At 68.1% G+C, this 15,000-nt stretch carries 14 protein-coding genes; 9 read left to right on the forward strand and 5 right to left on the reverse strand.

Features of this window, described 5'->3' with window-relative positions:
* The first annotated feature begins 145 nt into the window (after positions 1-145).
* Together F5X71_RS04245 and F5X71_RS04250 are read left to right on the forward strand one after the other, a co-directional pair.
* Positions 146-1,138: an alpha/beta hydrolase gene (locus tag F5X71_RS04245; RefSeq protein WP_167466205.1), complete on the forward strand. Its 993-nt coding sequence runs from the start codon at positions 146-148 to the stop codon at positions 1,136-1,138.
* 128 nt (positions 1,139-1,266) lie between these two features.
* The gene (locus tag F5X71_RS04250) at positions 1,267-2,502 is read left to right on the forward strand and encodes an Nramp family divalent metal transporter (RefSeq protein WP_167466206.1); all 1,236 of its coding nucleotides are present in this window, start codon (positions 1,267-1,269) and stop codon (positions 2,500-2,502) included.
* Between the two features lie 7 nt (positions 2,503-2,509).
* Here F5X71_RS04250 and F5X71_RS04255 read toward each other — a convergent pair whose 3' ends face one another.
* A complete protein-coding gene (locus tag F5X71_RS04255) occupies positions 2,510-3,538 on the reverse strand; it encodes an SDR family oxidoreductase (RefSeq protein WP_167460757.1) in 1,029 nt (342 codons plus the stop codon).
* A gap of 75 nt (positions 3,539-3,613) precedes the next feature.
* Positions 3,614-4,435 carry an enoyl-CoA hydratase gene (locus F5X71_RS04260; protein ID WP_167460758.1) on the reverse strand — a complete coding sequence of 274 codons (822 nt, stop codon included), beginning with the start codon at positions 4,433-4,435 and terminating at the stop codon, positions 3,614-3,616.
* A 127-nt stretch (positions 4,436-4,562) separates the two neighbouring features.
* On the opposite strand from F5X71_RS04260, the gene F5X71_RS04265 reads away from it, so the two are divergent.
* Positions 4,563-5,816, forward strand: coding sequence for a TetR/AcrR family transcriptional regulator (locus F5X71_RS04265; protein WP_167460759.1), 1,254 nt, complete (start codon positions 4,563-4,565; stop codon positions 5,814-5,816).
* Here the strand turns inward: F5X71_RS04265 and F5X71_RS04270 are convergent.
* A complete protein-coding gene (locus F5X71_RS04270) occupies positions 5,766-7,292 on the reverse strand; it encodes an aldehyde dehydrogenase family protein (RefSeq protein ID WP_174817220.1) in 1,527 nt (508 codons plus the stop codon). The two genes, F5X71_RS04265 and F5X71_RS04270, sit on opposite strands and share 51 nt — an antisense overlap.
* Before the next feature lie 357 nt (positions 7,293-7,649).
* Here F5X71_RS04270 and F5X71_RS04275 point away from each other — a divergent pair, with 357 nt between their 5' ends.
* From F5X71_RS04275 to F5X71_RS04285, 3 genes are read left to right on the forward strand one after another with little or no spacing between them, the layout of a single operon-like run.
* The gene (locus tag F5X71_RS04275) at positions 7,650-8,633 is read left to right on the forward strand and encodes an ATP-binding cassette domain-containing protein (RefSeq protein WP_167460760.1); all 984 of its coding nucleotides are present in this window, start codon (positions 7,650-7,652) and stop codon (positions 8,631-8,633) included.
* Positions 8,634-8,671: 38 nt separating this feature from the next.
* Positions 8,672-9,454, forward strand: a complete 783-nt coding sequence (locus F5X71_RS04280; protein WP_167466208.1) for an ABC transporter permease — start codon at positions 8,672-8,674, stop codon at positions 9,452-9,454.
* Positions 9,451-10,320, forward strand: a complete 870-nt coding sequence (locus tag F5X71_RS04285) for an ABC transporter permease (RefSeq protein ID WP_167460761.1) — start codon at positions 9,451-9,453, stop codon at positions 10,318-10,320. The genes F5X71_RS04280 and F5X71_RS04285 overlap by 4 nt, the downstream gene beginning before the upstream one ends.
* Here F5X71_RS04285 and F5X71_RS04290 read toward each other — a convergent pair.
* Entirely contained in the window at positions 10,290-11,480 is a 1,191-nt protein-coding gene (locus F5X71_RS04290) for a lycopene cyclase family protein (RefSeq protein WP_167460762.1), read from the reverse strand. The genes F5X71_RS04285 and F5X71_RS04290 overlap by 31 nt on opposite strands.
* Positions 11,481-11,713: 233 nt before the next feature.
* Between F5X71_RS04290 and F5X71_RS04295 the strand changes: the two genes are divergently transcribed.
* Together F5X71_RS04295 and F5X71_RS04300 are read left to right on the forward strand one after the other, a co-directional pair.
* Positions 11,714-12,718: an alpha/beta hydrolase gene (locus tag F5X71_RS04295; RefSeq protein WP_167460763.1), complete on the forward strand. Its 1,005-nt coding sequence runs from the start codon at positions 11,714-11,716 to the stop codon at positions 12,716-12,718.
* A gap of 1 nt (position 12,719) precedes the next feature.
* Complete coding sequence (locus F5X71_RS04300; RefSeq protein ID WP_167460764.1) at positions 12,720-13,655, forward strand: esterase/lipase family protein; 936 nt, start codon at positions 12,720-12,722, stop codon at positions 13,653-13,655.
* Between the two features lie 54 nt (positions 13,656-13,709).
* On the opposite strand, the gene F5X71_RS04305 is transcribed toward F5X71_RS04300, so the two are convergent.
* Positions 13,710-14,186 (reverse strand): hotdog fold domain-containing protein, encoded by a 477-nt coding sequence (locus F5X71_RS04305; protein WP_167460765.1) that lies wholly within the window; start codon positions 14,184-14,186, stop codon positions 13,710-13,712.
* A gap of 498 nt (positions 14,187-14,684) precedes the next feature.
* Between F5X71_RS04305 and rpsJ the strand changes: the two genes are divergently transcribed.
* Complete coding sequence (gene rpsJ, locus F5X71_RS04310) at positions 14,685-14,990, forward strand: 30S ribosomal protein S10 (protein ID WP_003938093.1); 306 nt, start codon at positions 14,685-14,687, stop codon at positions 14,988-14,990.
* The last annotated feature ends 10 nt before the right edge of the window (positions 14,991-15,000 follow it).

Below are 15,000 nucleotides of genomic sequence, written 5' to 3' on the forward strand. Positions count from 1 at the left end.
TCCAGGGCACGCTCGCCGGCGCGTGGGGCATGCAGATGACATTTCGAGACGAAGCGAAGGTGCGAAATTGATACGTCGACAGACTCGGCGCGGCGGTCTACGTGCCGCGGCGGCGATCGCGGCAACAGCGGTCCTTGCGGGCGTGATGACCGGTCTGGGCGTGACCACCGCGTCGGCTGCTGATCCGATCATCGACGGGAAGAGTCTGCTGGCCAACCCGACCGCCCCCGACGGTTCGAAGATCACCAAGGCCGAGTACAAGGACGACCGCAACATCCGGCTGTACGTGTACTCCGCGGCGATGGACCAGAAGGTCATCATCGACGTGCAGCGCCCGGCCGATGCCTCGGTGCCGCGTCCGACGCTGTACCTGCTCAACGGCGCGGGCGGCGGCCAGGACGACGCCTCGTGGCAGGCGAAGACGGACGCGCTGAAGTTCTTGTCGGACAAGAACGTCAACGTCATCCAGCCGATCGGTGGCAAGTGGAGCTACTACACCGACTGGATCAAGGACGACCCGACGCTCGGGCGCAACAAGTGGAAGACCTTCTTCACCGAGGAGCTGCCGCCGCTGGTCGACGGTGCGCTCGGCACCAACGGCGTGAACGCGATCGCGGGCCTGTCCACCTCGGGCACCACGGTGCTCTCGCTGCCGATCGCCAAGCCCGGCCTGTACAAGGCCGCCGCGGCCTACAGCGGTTGCGCGCAGACCAGTGACCCGGTCGGCTCGGAGTTCGTCAAGCTCACCGTCGAGACCTGGGGTGGCGGCGACACCGAGAACATGTGGGGCCCACAGGGTTCGGCCGAATGGGTGGCCAACGACCCCTACGTGCACGCCGAGGGTCTGCGCGGCCTTGACCTCTACATTTCCACTGGCAACGGCCTGCCCGGCCAGTACGACACGCTGGACGGTCAGTACGCGCTCCCTGGCGCCTACGGTCTGGCCAACCAGATCATCATCGGCGGCGTGATCGAGGCCGGCACGAACTTCTGCACCAACAACCTCAAGAACAAGCTGGATTCGCTGGGCATCCCGGCGACCTACAACTTCCGCAACAGCGGCACCCACTCGTGGGGCTACTGGCGCGACGAGTTCCAACTGTCCTGGCCGGTCCTCGCCCGGGGCCTCGGCATCTGAGGTAGCTCGGCAAATACCAACCGACCACCCGGTTATGTCCGACAGGCATGACCGGGTGGTCTGCTTTTATGGGTACCTCTAACGAAAAAGTTCGGGAACCCGTAAAATTCTGTTCTGTGAGTACCACCTTGGCCGAGTCGGCCAGATCCGCCACCCAACGCGCCAGGGCGGCCAGCCTGCTGCTCGGCCCCGCCTTCGTGGCCGCGATCGCCTATGTCGATCCCGGCAATGTCGCCTCGAACATCAGCGCGGGCGCGCAGTTCGGATACCTGCTCGTCTGGGTCATCGTGATGGCCAACGTGATGGCGGGCCTGGTGCAATTCCTTTCGGCCAAGCTGGGTTTGGTGACCGGCCTGTCCTTGCCGGAGGCGGTGCGCGACCGGTCCGGCAAAGCGACCCGCCTTGCCTACTGGGGGCAGGCCGAGACCGTCGCGATGGCGACCGACCTGGCCGAGGTGGTCGGCGGCGCGATCGCGTTGAACCTGCTGTTCGGCCTGCCGCTGCTGGTCGGCGGTGTGATCACCGGCGTGGTCTCGATGGGCCTGCTGCTGGTGCAGGACCGGCGCGGCCAGCGGCCGTTCGAGCGGGTGATCACCGGTCTGCTCGCCATCATCGCGATCGGCTTCCTGGCCAGCGTGTTCATCGCGCCGCCGTCGGCGGGCGGCACGATCGGCGGACTGGTGCCGCGCTTCCAGGGCGCCGAGAGCGTGCTGCTCGCCGCGGCCATGATCGGCGCGACGGTCATGCCGCACGCGGTGTACCTGCACTCCGGCCTCGCCCGGGATCGACACGGGCACCCCGAGCCGGGACCGCTGCGGGCCCGGCTGCTGCGCGTCACCAAAGTCGATGTGCTGCTCGCGATGCTGCTCGCCGGCACGGTGAACCTGGCGATGCTGCTGATGGCCGCGAAGACGCTGCGCGGCCGCGAGGTCGAGACGCTGCAGGACGCGCACACCGCCGTCGGCGATGTGCTCGGCCCGGTCGCGGCGCTGCTGCTCGCCATCGGCCTGCTCGCCTCGGGACTCGCCTCCACCTCGGTGGGCGCCTACGCGGGCGCGATGATCATGCAGGGCCTGCTGCGCAGGCGCATCCCGCTGATGGTGCGTCGACTGGTCACGTTGATCCCGGCGCTGGTGATTCTCGCCGTCGGCATCGATCCCACTCGCGCGCTGATCATTTCGCAGGTGGTGCTCTCGTTCGGCATCCCGTTCGCGCTGATCCCGCTGGTGCGCCTGACCAGCGATCGCGCGCTGATGGGCGCGGACGTCAACCATCGCGTCACCACGGCGCTGGCCTGGCTGATCGCGGCCATCATCTCCGCGCTCAACGTCGCGCTGATCTACCTGACGATCACCGGCGCGTGAAAGCCCTTCAGACGACCCAGTTCTCGATCCAGTACTTCCAGATGAGCGGGGCGTAACCGGCCAGCGGCGGCACCTTGATATCGGTGCCCGCCAAGGCGGCGGTGGTGTTGCGGCAATCGAACCAGCAGCTGAACTCGCTGTGCGCCAGCACCTCTCGGGGTACGCCGACGCGGGGGAGCAGCCAGCTCGCGCCGGGCACCTGTAGGGCCAGATCCAACGCGCGCTTCGGCATCACCTCGACCAGGTGCGGCGCGCCCGCCTCGTCGGCGAACAGGTTGAGCGCCTCGGCAACGCCCTGCCTGCGCGGATCGATCAGGTGATAGGTCTGCCCGTCCGCGCCCGGCCGGTGCGCGAGGTGATCCAGCGCACGAGCGACGAAATCGACCGGGACCATGTTGGTTTCGCCGAGCTTGGGCACCAGCACCGGCAGGATGCGCGGCAGCTGTGCGCCCATCCGGAGCAGCCGGAAGAAGTGGTACGGGCCGTCGATCCGGTCGATCTCGCCGGTGCGCGAATGGCCGATGACGATCGAGGGACGATAGATCCGCCACGGCAGGGCCGACTCGCGCACGATCCGTTCGGCGTCGAACTTGGCGCGCTGGGTCGGGGTGGTCAGCTCCTGGCCCTCGTCGAACATGTCCTCGGTGAACCGGCCCTGCGTCGTGCCTGCGATCTCCACCGTCGAGACATGATGCAGCAGACCGGCTTTCAGGCTCTCCGCGACGTCGACCAGATGCTTGGTGCCGTCGCCGCGCTCGGCCAGGTCGTAACTGGACGCCAGATGGAAGACATGCTCGATCGAGCCGCGGTGTTCGGCCAGCCAGCTCGGATCGATGCCGAGGCCGGGGGCGCCGAGGTCGCCGCGCACCGCTCGCACCCGATCGCCGCCGTCCCATTCCCGGGCGCAGCAGGTGAACCGGTCGGCGGACTCGAGGCCCGGCCGGACCAGCACATGGATGTCACCCTCGCGTTTCAGCAGCTCGGGGATGAGAAAACGACCGATGAACCCAGTTGCCCCGGTAACCAGGTAGCTCATAGCCGATCAACATAGCTCATCGGTCGTGGTGGGTCTGCAGTCCAGACCCCGGTTCGGCACGGGCCGCGTGGCTGATCAGTCCGCGAAGACGGCCTTGCGCTTGGTCAACATGGCGGTGGCGCCCTCGGCGAAGTCCGGGGAGGTCAAAAGTTCGCTCTGCCCGGACTTTTCGGCGGCCAGCGCGGCGTCGAGGGAGGTCAGCGTCGCCTGGTTCAGTGCCTGTTTGGTCAGCTCGAGCGCGCGGCGAGGGCCCGCGGCGAGTTTGGCGACCGCGGCCTCCACCTTCGCGTCGAGTTCGGCCTCCGGGACCACCGCGGTGAACAGTCCGGCCGCCTTCGCGGCCGGCGCGGGCAGGCGTTCGCCGAGCAGCGCCATCTCCGCCGCCACGGTGCGGCCCGCGGCCGCCGCGATCATGGCGGCCGCGCCGCCGTCGGGCATCAGCCCGATGTTGATGAAGGCCAGCAGCAGGTAGGCCTCTTCGCTGGCGTAGATCAGGTCCGCGGCCAGCGCGATGCCGACGCCGACACCCGCTGCGGCGCCCTTCACCCGGACCACCACCGGGATCGGCGCGTTCACGATCGACTTCACCAGGCGGTTGGCCGCGTCCATCGTCATCTCGGGGGTGATGCCGCGCTGTGCCTCGGCCACCGAGGTGGACAGGTCGGCGCCGGTGCAGAAGTCGCCGCCCTCGCCGGTCAGCAGGATCACCCGCACGGACCGGTCCGTGGCCGCCGCGGCGATGGTGTCGCCGAGCGCGACCATGGTGTCGTAGTCCACCGCGTTCTTGCGCTTCGGTTTGGTGAGGGTCACCCGCAGGACCTTGCCGTCCCGCACCGCCGAGAAGCCCGAGACGGGCGCGGAGGATGCGGTCACGGCCGCGGAATCTGTATCGCTCATGTTCGCTCCTACGCTGCAACTCTGCGGCTATCGTGCCATGAATACTGGTTAACTTTGCGAATTGTGGTTAACTTAGGTTCCATTGTCGGGCGCTGTCAACCGGCGGCGTGGCAGAACGGAGAGGTGCATGGTGGCCGAACGCAGCGAGGTCGGCCTCGCTTCCGCGCGGCCCGATGCCGGAACCGTGCGCCGCAGGCCCAAGGATCGCAAGGTCCAGATCATCCGGGCGGCCGCGCGCGCCTTCAGCGATCGCGGGTACTACCCGGTCGGCGTGGACGAGATCGCCGCCGAGGTCGGCATCTCCGGTCCCGCGCTGTACCGGCACTTCACCAACAAATACGCGCTGCTGGTCGCCGCGGCGGAGGAGGGGGCGCGGCACCTGCTCAACGTCGCGCGGGCCGCGGACGATGCGCGGCTCGAGCCCGCCGCCCGGCTGGACGCGCTGATCAGGGCGATCAGCGAACACACCATCGACATCCGCCGCGAGGCCGGGCTGTACCGCTGGGAGCGGCGCTACCTGGAACGCGACGATCGGATCCGGATCCGCGAGATCTACGACGACCTGAACGCCACCCTCGCCGCGCCCATCGAACAGTTGCGCCCCGAGAGTCCGCCCGCCGACGTCGCGATGCTGGCCGCCGCCGTGCTCAGCGCGATCGCCAGCATCTCCGCGCATCGCAGCGCGCTGTCGGGGGCCAGGCTGCTGCCGCTGCTGCGTGAGATGGCGTGGGCGATCCTGCGCGCCGAGCTGCCGCCCGCGCCGCCGGAACCCGAGCCGAGCCCGGTCACCCGCGGCCTGCCGGTCTCCTCGAAACGCGAACAGCTGCTCACCGAGGCGATCCGGATCTTCGGCAGGCAGGGCTACCACGAGGCGAGCATCGAGGAGATCGGCGCCGCCGTCGGCATCAACGCCTCTAGCGTGTACCGCTACTTCGCGAGCAAGTCCGATCTGCTCGCCGCCGCGTTTTATCGGACGGGCGATCGGGTCGCGCTCGCGATCACCGAGGCGCTGGCCGAGGCGACCAGCCGCGCGGACGCCGTGCGCCGGATCGCCGAACGGCAGGCTCGGCTCACCTTCCAGATGCCGGAGATCATGCCGGTCTACTACGCCGAGTTCAGCAACCTGCCTCCGGCCGAACAGCACAAGCTGCGCGCGATCCAGCGGCAGAACGTGCTGGAGTGGGCCAACCTGCTCGACGGCGACCCGACCGAGGCGCGCTTCCGGGTGCACGCCGCGATCGGTCAGGTGATCGACGTCGGCCGGTTGATCCGATTCGACTCGCGCCCAGCCCAACTCGCCCGCGTGACCGCGCTGATGGAGGCGGTGCTGCTAGGCGGCTCTGCCGTGTCGCAACCGGAAGATGGCTCTGGCCAGCCGTAGATGCCGGGGATGCCGGTCGAAGGTGGACAGGTCGACCGGCGCCTTGTAGCGCTTGCGGGCGATGGCCAGGGTATGGCTGAACTCGCGTAATCCCTGATCGCCGTGGCTGTGGCCCTGCCCGTACTCGCCGACGCCGCCGAACGGCAGCGCGGGAATGCCCGCGTAGGCCGATGCGGAGTTGATGGTCACCACGCCGACCCGCAGTTGCTCGGCGAACTGCTCGATCTCGTGCACGTCCCTGGTGAACACCGAGACCGCGATGTCGGTGCCCACCGCGTTGATGCGCCGGGCGGCATCGTCCATGCCGGTCACCTTGTTGACGATCAGCACGGGGCCGATGCTCTCGCCGGTGATCGCCGTGCTGTCCTCCGGTACCTCGGTGAGCACGACGGGTTCGATGTAGGGCTCGCGGATCGAGTCGAGGCCGCCGACCACGGCGCGACCGCCGCGGGCGAGCGCGTCGCGAATCTGCTTGCGCACCACCTCGACCTGAGACTCCAGGATCATCGGACCGTACGACGCCCGCTTGTCCGCGCCGGGGCGCAGCTTGCGCGCCTGGGCCGCAACGAGTTCCAAGAACGGTTCGTACACCGACTCGGCCACGTAGGCGCGTTGGATGCCGGTGGCGTTCTGTCCCGCGTTGGCCATCGCGCCGAAAACCGCTGCCTGCGCTGCCTCGTCGAGTTTGGCGTCGACGTGCACGACCATGCTGCCCTTGCCGCTGCGCTCGACCACCACCGGCGTCATCGTCTGGGTACACAGCGCGATCACCTCGCGGGCGCCGGATTCCGAACCGGCATAGGCGATCTTGTCCACCTTGGCTCGGCACAGCGCGTTACCGGTGCCGCCGTCGCCGGTAACCACCTGCAGCACCGGCTGATTCGGCGCCAGTCTGGCCCAGCTCTCGGCCAGCCAGACGCCCGTGCCCGTGGTCAGCTCGTGCGGCTTGAACACCACCGCGTTGCCCGCTGCCATCGCGTAGGCGATCGAACCCATCGGCGTGAACACCGGGTTGTGCCATGGCCCGAGCACGCCGATGACGCCGAGCGGCAGGTAACCCACCGAGGCGCGCTGGTTGCGACTGAGCCAGCTCGACCCGAGCTTGTGCCTGCCGAGCGCGCGACCGGCATTGCGCGCGGCCCAGTCGAGGTTCTCGACCGCGAGCATCACCTCGATCGTCGCGTCGGCCTCCGGCTTTCCGGTTTCCTCGGACAGGATCTCGACCAATTCGCCTGCGCGGCGTGCGATATCGCGTTTCCAGTCGAGCAGCCAGCGCTTGCGACCGCTGAATCCCAGTTCGGCCCACCATTTTTCGGCCGAGCGCGCGGCTCGGACGTTTCGGTTGATCTCGCCTGCGCCCATGATGGCGTAGTTTCCGACGGTCTCGCCGGTGCGCGGGTCGTAGGACGTCAGCACGTTCGGTCGGCCCGATCCTCCCGGCTGCGCTGCCACCCGGGGCTGCGCGGACTCGGCCATGATCACCTCTCGCAGTGTCGAAATCGGCGTACGGACCGGCGGCCGCCGCGCACGAGTGAGTGTTCCCCCGATTAGCAGACTATGGTCGCCGCGTCGGGCCGTAAAGGCGTCTTTGTCGCCACCTCGCTGCCCTTGACGTGGCCCACCAGGGCCGATCGCGTCACCGCCGGATCGGGAGGGGTGAATGTGAGTAAGGACACAATTAGCAGACGGTCCAGTTGGGTACTGCGCGGGCGGCCCGGCCGGAACCCCGCAGACCGGTAACATCACGCCCAGCGCTACGGATCACCATTCGGGACGTATACGCGCGCGCTCCGGCGACCGAGAATCGCCGTAATTGCCGATAGTGGAGAGTTGATGCCGAGCTTGAACCAAGCAGATCTGCGTGCGAATGAGCCAGCGGTCCGTGTGGCGGATGTCCGGAAGTCGTTCGGGGACGTGCACGCACTGCAGGGCGTCAGCTTCGTCGCCGACCGTGCCTCCGTACTCGGCATCCTCGGCCCCAACGGCGCGGGCAAGACGACGATGGTGAAGATCCTGTCCACCCTGCTGCGCCCGGACTCGGGTACCGCGGTCGTCGCCGGGCACGACGTGGCGAAGGACCCGGCGGGGGTGCGGCGTTCGATCATGATGACCGGCCAGTACGCCGCGCTCGACGAGAACCTGTCCGGCCGGGAGAACCTGGAACTGTTCGGCAGGCTGATGGGTCTGAGCAAGTCGGTCGCGCGTAAGCGGGCCGACACCCTGCTCGAGGAATTCGATCTGGTCGGCGCGGGCCGTCGGGCCGTGCGCAACTACTCCGGCGGTATGCGCCGCCGCGTCGACATCGCCTGCGGTCTGGTGGTGCGGCCCGAGGTGGTGTTCCTCGACGAGCCGACCACCGGTCTGGATCCCCGCAGCCGCCAAGGCGTCTGGGATCTGGTGAACGCGCTCAAGGCTCAAGGCATCACGGTGTTGCTCACCACGCAGTACCTCGAGGAAGCCGACGTGCTCAGCGACAACATCATCGTCATCGACAAGGGCACGGTGATCGCCGAGGGCACCGCCGACGAGCTCAAGGAGAAGACCGGCGGCAGCTACTGCGAGGTGGTTCCGTTGGATCCGACCAAACTGCAACTGACCGCGGACGCGCTCGGCGATCTGGTGCCCGCCGCGGTGCTCGCCGATCTGAACGGCAACGACCGGCTCTCCATCCCGGCGCGCGACGGTGCGGCCACCCTCACCGAGGCGCTGCGCAGGCTGGACAGCGCGGGCATCCCGCTCGCCGACATCGCGCTGCGCAGGCCATCGCTCGACGATGTCTTCCTGTCCATCACCGGCCACGCGGGCGGCAAGCCGTGAGCACTGCCACCGCCGCGGCGCCCGAGGCGGGCGCGGCCATGCTGTTCGCTGACTTGCCCGAGGCCAAGCTGTCCGCGTTCGCCCAGTGGCGCGCGCTGACCGGTCGCATCGTCCGGACCATGGCGACCAAGGGGGAACTGGTCGTCGCGGTGATCACGCCGCTGGTGTTCACCCTCGGTTTCTATCTGCCGCTGCGCCTGGTGATGAGATACCAAGGCATCGATTACGCGCAGTACGTCATGCCGATCATCGTGTTGCAGACGATGGCGTTCACCATGATGTCGAACGCGCAGCTGTCGGCCTTCGAGGCGCTCACCGGATTGACCACCCGCATGCAGACCATGCCGATCGGCATGCTGGTTCCGCTGTCCGCGCGGATCGCGGCCGGGCTGGTGCGCTCGGTCACCTCGCTCGTCGCGGCGCTGCTGTTCGGCTACCTGATCGGCTTCCGGTTCGTCGCGGGCTTCGGCCAGGCCGCGCTGTTCTGCGCGTTCTCACTGGCGATCGGCACCACGCTGGCGCTCGGCGCCGACGCGCTCGGCAGCCTGACCAAGAGCCCGGAATCGCTGAGCCAGGCGCTGACCCTGCCGACGTTGATCTTCGGCATGCTCTCCTGCGGGTTCGTGCCGGAAGACAAGTTCCCCGAATGGATTCGCGGGTTCGTGCGAAATCAACCGATCTCGCAGTTCTCCTTCGCCCTGCGCGACATGGCCGCCGACGGGGTGACCTGGCAGGTGCTGTGGGTGCCCCTGGTGTGGGTGAGCGGGCTCGCGCTGGTGTTCATCCCGTTGGCGATCTGGGCGAGTGTGAGGCGGTCATGACCAGTTTCGCGGAGACGACCTCGGCACAGGCCGACGCCGAGCACAGCACGTGGAAGACGCCGTTGCCCGAGGTGACGGCGAAACCCGAGAGCGCGCTGGCCAATTGGGCGACGCACAGCCTGATCCAGTGCAAGCGTCTGCTGCTGGTGTGGGCGCGCGACCCCGCGACCACGATCCAGACGCTGGTCTATCCGGCGTTGACGCTGTGGATGTTCCAGATCGTGCTCGGCCGGTCGATCTCCGGCTTCACGCATCAGCCGAGCATCTACGCGCAGGTCTCGTTGCTGACGCTGGTCGCGGCCATGTCCGGCGCGGTGGTGAGCGCGCTGGGTTTTAAGGGCGAGAAGATGACCGGCCTGCTCGGCCGGTTCTGGACCATGCCCATCCACCGGGCCGCCGGGCTGACCGGGCGGCTGCTCGCCGAGGCGGTGCGCGTGCTCGTCACGACGCTGTTCGTCATCGGGGTCGGCCTGCTGCTCGGGTTCCGATTCCTCAACGGGCCGCTCGCGGGTCTGGCGCTGATCGGCATCCCGGTGCTGTTCGGTGTCGCGTTCGCGGTGCTCGTCACCGCGCTGGCGACCATCACCGAGGGCGTGATGCTGGTGAATGTCATCGGCATCATCAACACCCTGCTGATGTTCTTCAACACCGGTTTCGCGCCGGCCTTCGCCTACCCGATGTGGTTGCAGTCCACGGTGCAGAACCAGCCGATGAGCTGTGCGATCGACGCGATGCGCGGGCTGTCTTACGGTGGACCGGTCGCCGAGCCGCTGATGAAGACGCTGCTGTGGACCGTCGGCCTGATCGTGGTGTGCACCTACCCGGCGATCCGGGGCTACCGCCGGGCCGCCGAGACCGGCGCCTGATCGAAGTCGTAACCGAGCCACCGGTTGCGGTGCGTCCAGCCGACCAGGTCGTAGCGCCATCGGAACGGCCAGGTGTGCGCGACCGTGTTGAACAGCACCGCACCGAGGGCGGCGTAGTCGTCGTGCGCGGACAGCAGCGCGCGCTGCCCGCGCGGGGAGGCGCTGAAGAACGCGTCGAACATCGAGATGGACTGTTCGGTGGTCAGCCGGCCGAGCCCGTACAGTCCGCGCATCCGCATCCAGTACACCAACCTGGCTCGGCGCGGCCAGAGTTCGGCCACCGGGTCGCGGCCCGCCCGCACGGCGGCCACCGCGGTGTCGACCAGCGCCAGCGAATCGGCCACGCTGTAGCCGGTGCACGGGTGCATCATGCCGCCGCGCGAGCCGAACGGCACCGCGACGGCGGTGCCCCGCTTCGGCGGCGGCTGATCGAGCGGGTAGTGCGCGGCCTCGTGCGGTTCGCTGCCGGTGAGTTGGATGCCGTGCGCGGCAAGGCGATTGAGCGTGCGTCTGCGTAACTCGTGCTGTGGCATGCCGCCGCGCAGGCCGAGGCTGGTCTCCTCGAAGATCACCGTGCCGTCCCCGAGCGGCACCGCGTAGAGGAACGACGGCGGCTCGTCGGGGCCAGCGCCGTTCTCCGGCCGCCAGTCCAGCAGCAGGCCCTCCTGATCGGCGACCATCGGCGCGGCCGTTTCGGCGGCGACGAAGATGCCGTGCGCGCTCGCGGCCCTGCGCTGCCCGAGCGTGGGCAGGCCGCGGGTGTCGAAAACCGTTGCGGCGGTGAGCGTCGCGCCCCCGGCCAGTTCCACGCGATGCGCACCGACGCTGGTGGCCCGGTCCGCGAGCACGGTGGCGTCGTCGAGGGGCAGCGCGTCGCGCAAACCCGTCTTGGACAGCACGCAGTAGGGCCGGTCGATCCGGCGTTCGGTCGTCGTCCAGACCGTCGGCGTCGGAATCCGGCTGGCGATGGCGCTCGCCGGGAGCCACTGCGGGAGTTCGTCGACCCAGCAGGAGAAGGTCGGCGGCCACAGTCGGTCCGGGCGCGGATCGACGGCCGTCACGCGCAGCCCGGCCCGCATCGCGCGATGCGCCAGTGCCCGGCCGGTCGGGCCGAGCCCGACCACACAAACGTCGACTTCTCCGCCCGCGCTGACACCCATGCAGGCATTCAATCCGTTACGGCCGCACCGGCGCAACTGCCCCCGCCCATCGGGGCCCCGGAATTCGGGTCTCGCGATAAGTCGGCGACATGCAATAAAAGCGTCCCGGCAATTGCTTTTCGACCCTGCCCCCAGAATTGTTGGCCCAGCAACTCCAGGCGTGAAAGTGGTTGTGCCGCAAGCTAGCCTGGCTCAGGAACACGGGCGGTTTCGTGTTCTGGAGAAGGGGAATCATGAGAGGCAGCTACCTCCGCTGGCTTGGTGTGCTCGCGGTCACGGTCGGAGCCTTCGCCACGGCGGTGATTTCGACACCGGCGCAGGCCGAGCCTGCGGAATCCTCGATTGTCGCGGTGCGGCAGCACGATGCGCGCAGGGCGACTTTGACAATTCATTCCGCGGCCATGGAGCGGGATATCCAGGTCGATATGCAGCGCGCGTTCGACACCAGCGTGGCACGCCCCGTGCTCTATCTGCTGCAGGGTGCGGGCGGTGGCGAGGACGGCGTCACCTGGGCGACCGAAACCGATGTGATGGAGTTCCTTTCGCCGAAGAACGTCAATGTGGTCTCGCCGATCGGCGGGCAGTTCAGCTACTACGCGGACTGGGTGCGCGACGACGAGCGGCTTGGCAAGCAGAAGTGGAAGACGTTCCTCACCAGGGAACTGCCGCCGATCGCGGACAAGTACTTCGGCAGCAGCGGCCGCAACGCGCTCGCCGGGTTCTCCATGGCGGGCACCACCACCCTCGCGCTCGCCGCTACCACCGGCGACTTGTACGCCAGTGTCGCCGCCTACAGCGGCTGCGCGCAGATCAGCGATCCGGTCGGCCAGCAGTTCGTCCAGCTCACGGTCGAGGCGTGGGGGTGGGCGAGGATGGCGAATATGTACGGCCCGCCGGATGATCCGCGCTGGGCCGCCAATGATCCCTATGTACAGGCCGAGGGATTGCGCGGGAAATCGATTTACATTTCCAGCGGCGGTGGCATCCCCGGAAAATACGACGAGCTGAACGGTAAATATTCGTTGCCCGGCGTCGACGGATTCGCGGCACAACTCATCAAGGGTGGCGCCATCGAGGCGGCGACCAACTATTGCTCACGCAATATGCAGGCCCGCCTGAATTCCCTCGGTATTCCGGCGACCTATGACATCCACCCGGACGGCACCCATTCCTGGGGCTACTGGGAAGAAGCGTTCAAGAACTCCTGGCCGACCCTGGCCGCTCCGTTGGGAATTTGACATGTGGTTTCGCAGACAGGCCGCGCGGATCGCCGGCCTGATGTTCACGGCTGCCTGCACGATGTTGCTCGCCGCCCCGGCCGCGACGGCCGCACCGGTCTTTCCCGTGCTCGGCGGCGCGAACGAGGCGGCCTGCCGTCCGGCGCAGGCCCGGCCGCAGCCGGTGGTGCTGGTGCACGGTTCCGGCACCGACGCGGTGAGCAGCTTCGCGCTGCTCGCGCCGCTGTTGCGCGGGGAAGGCTATTGCGTCTACGCGGCGAACATCGGTGCCGCACCCGCCCTGCGTGACGTGGTCAGCGGCCAAGCCGGTTCCAGCACAACGGGTATCGGCCCGGTCGGGGCCGCGGTGCTCGGCCGCACCATCTATGGCGTCGCCGATATCGATCGCATGGCGAACGACCTCGGTGATGTCGTGCAGGCCGTGCGGGACGACACCGGCGCCGCTCAGGTTGCCCTGGTCGGGCACTCCACCGGTGGCACGATGATCCGGCAGTACCTGCGCACGCACGGTGCCGAGGCCGTCGCGCAGGTGGTGACCCTCGGCACCCCGTATCGGGGTTCGACCTGGGACGGGCTGCGCGCCAACTATCCCGACCTGGCCTCGGTCGGCCTGAGCAACGCCCAGATCGCGGCGCAGGTCTTCGGAGCTCCGGGGCAGCAGCAGGTGGTCGGGTCACCTCTGCTCAACCGGTTGAACGCGGGGGGCGAGACCGTGCCCGGTGTCCGGTACACGGCCATCGCCTCCCGCGCCGACTCGGTGGTCACCCCGCAGGAGACCGCGCTACTGGCGGCGCCGACCGGCGCCGATCGCAATATCTGGCTGCAGGACGGCTGCCCGGCCGACCGTGCCGATCACGGTGGCATGCTGGCGGATTCGCGCGCCTCGGCCGCGGTGCTCGGTGCGCTCGCCGCCGACGACCGTGCCCTGCCCTGCTGAATCCGCTGCCCGCCGCGTCGAGCCCTGTCGGTAGGTGAGGCCAGGCGCGGCGGACTACTTCGGGGTGACCCAGGTGGTGATGTCGGCGTGCACGACCTCGACGCCGTGCTTGTCGTAGACCGACACCGGGACCGTCAGGTTCTGTCCCTCGGTGATGGTCGCGAAATCGGGGACCTGTGCCAGCTTCGCGACGGCCCGCAGTCCGGTCTCGGCCTTGGCCAGGTACTGCACGTTCATCGCCTTCGGAATCCAGCGATGCGTGGCGGGCACGGTCGCCTCGCTCAGCATGCCCATCGCGACCTCGGCCAGGTTGCACGCCGCGATGGCGTGGAAGGTGCCGAGGTGGTTGTGGATGCCGAACCACTTGGGCGAGGTCACCTCGCACAGGCCCGGTTCGAGCCGCACCACGTTCGGCAGCACCGTGCCGAAGTACGGCACCCGCACCACCATGCCCAGCGAGAACAGCGTGTGGCCGAGCCGATTGTCCGGCAGCTTCTTCCAGCCGCGGTAGGTCGCGGTCTCTTTCGTCATGCGGACATCTTACTGTGGAGTAAGTTCGGTCCGTCCAGTGTGCGCCGCCACTTTCTGTTTTTGTGCTCTGACCAGGGGTGGTCGGACTGGAGCCGGTGTGTGGGGGGTCGGATTTGATGTCACTGAGCACGTCGGGCATACTGTTCGGGTTGCCTTGCACCGGGCCGTGCCTGTTTCCGAGCGAGACGGGATGGCCGGGCGAGGCGAGTGAGCACCAAATCGTGTACCTCGCTGGGAGACCGGCGTGGGTACGTCCGGGACATTGTTCCAGGCCTGAGATGAAGTTCGATCCGGGCCGAGGAATGAGCGGATGGGCGACACGCCCGACCGCGTGGACCGGAGAACCATGACAGATGAACAGCGGCGAGGATCGAGCATGCGTGCTTGATCGCGGTCTCACGTGAGACGTCTTCGTGTGTTCGGGCTGTGCAAATAGAGGGTGGTACGGAAGCCAGCTTCCGGATCACGAAGGTAAAAGCGGAGAAAAGGACACTTAGCGTGGCGGGACAGAAGATCCGCATCAGGCTCAAGGCCTACGACCACGAGGCGATCGACGCGTCAGCACGCAAGATCGTCGAGACGGTGACCCGTACCGGGGCCCGCGTCGTCGGCCCGGTGCCGTTGCCGACCGAGAAGAACGTGTACTGCGTCATCCGTTCGCCGCACAAGTACAAGGACTCGCGCGAGCACTTCGAGATGCGTACGCACAAGCGGCTGATCGACATCCTCGACCCGACGCCGAAGACGGTCGACGCGCTGATGCGCATCGACCTGCCGGCCAGCGTCGACGTCAACATTCAGTGACGGGGACTCG

Source organism: Nocardia brasiliensis (assembly GCF_011801125.1).
In the GTDB taxonomy this organism is placed as follows: domain Bacteria; phylum Actinomycetota; class Actinomycetes; order Mycobacteriales; family Mycobacteriaceae; genus Nocardia; species Nocardia brasiliensis_C.

Bases quoted from the DNA above. Each gene is read 5' to 3' on its own strand.
- F5X71_RS04245 (WP_167466205.1), top strand. From the start codon at position 146: ATGACCGGTCTGGGCGTGACCACCGCGTCGGCTGCTGATCCGATCATC.
- F5X71_RS04255 (WP_167460757.1), bottom strand. From the start codon at position 3,538: ATGAGCTACCTGGTTACCGGGGCAACTGGGTTCATCGGTCGTTTTCTC.
- F5X71_RS04260 (WP_167460758.1), bottom strand. From the start codon at position 4,435: ATGAGCGATACAGATTCCGCGGCCGTGACCGCATCCTCCGCGCCCGTC.
- F5X71_RS04265 (WP_167460759.1), top strand. From the start codon at position 4,563: ATGGTGGCCGAACGCAGCGAGGTCGGCCTCGCTTCCGCGCGGCCCGAT.
- F5X71_RS04270 (WP_174817220.1), bottom strand. From the start codon at position 7,292: ATGGCCGAGTCCGCGCAGCCCCGGGTGGCAGCGCAGCCGGGAGGATCG.
- F5X71_RS04275 (WP_167460760.1), top strand. From the start codon at position 7,650: ATGCCGAGCTTGAACCAAGCAGATCTGCGTGCGAATGAGCCAGCGGTC.
- F5X71_RS04280 (WP_167466208.1), top strand. From the start codon at position 8,672: ATGCTGTTCGCTGACTTGCCCGAGGCCAAGCTGTCCGCGTTCGCCCAG.
- F5X71_RS04285 (WP_167460761.1), top strand. From the start codon at position 9,451: ATGACCAGTTTCGCGGAGACGACCTCGGCACAGGCCGACGCCGAGCAC.
- F5X71_RS04290 (WP_167460762.1), bottom strand. From the start codon at position 11,480: ATGGGTGTCAGCGCGGGCGGAGAAGTCGACGTTTGTGTGGTCGGGCTC.
- F5X71_RS04295 (WP_167460763.1), top strand. From the start codon at position 11,714: ATGAGAGGCAGCTACCTCCGCTGGCTTGGTGTGCTCGCGGTCACGGTC.
- F5X71_RS04300 (WP_167460764.1), top strand. From the start codon at position 12,720: ATGTGGTTTCGCAGACAGGCCGCGCGGATCGCCGGCCTGATGTTCACG.
- F5X71_RS04305 (WP_167460765.1), bottom strand. From the start codon at position 14,186: ATGACGAAAGAGACCGCGACCTACCGCGGCTGGAAGAAGCTGCCGGAC.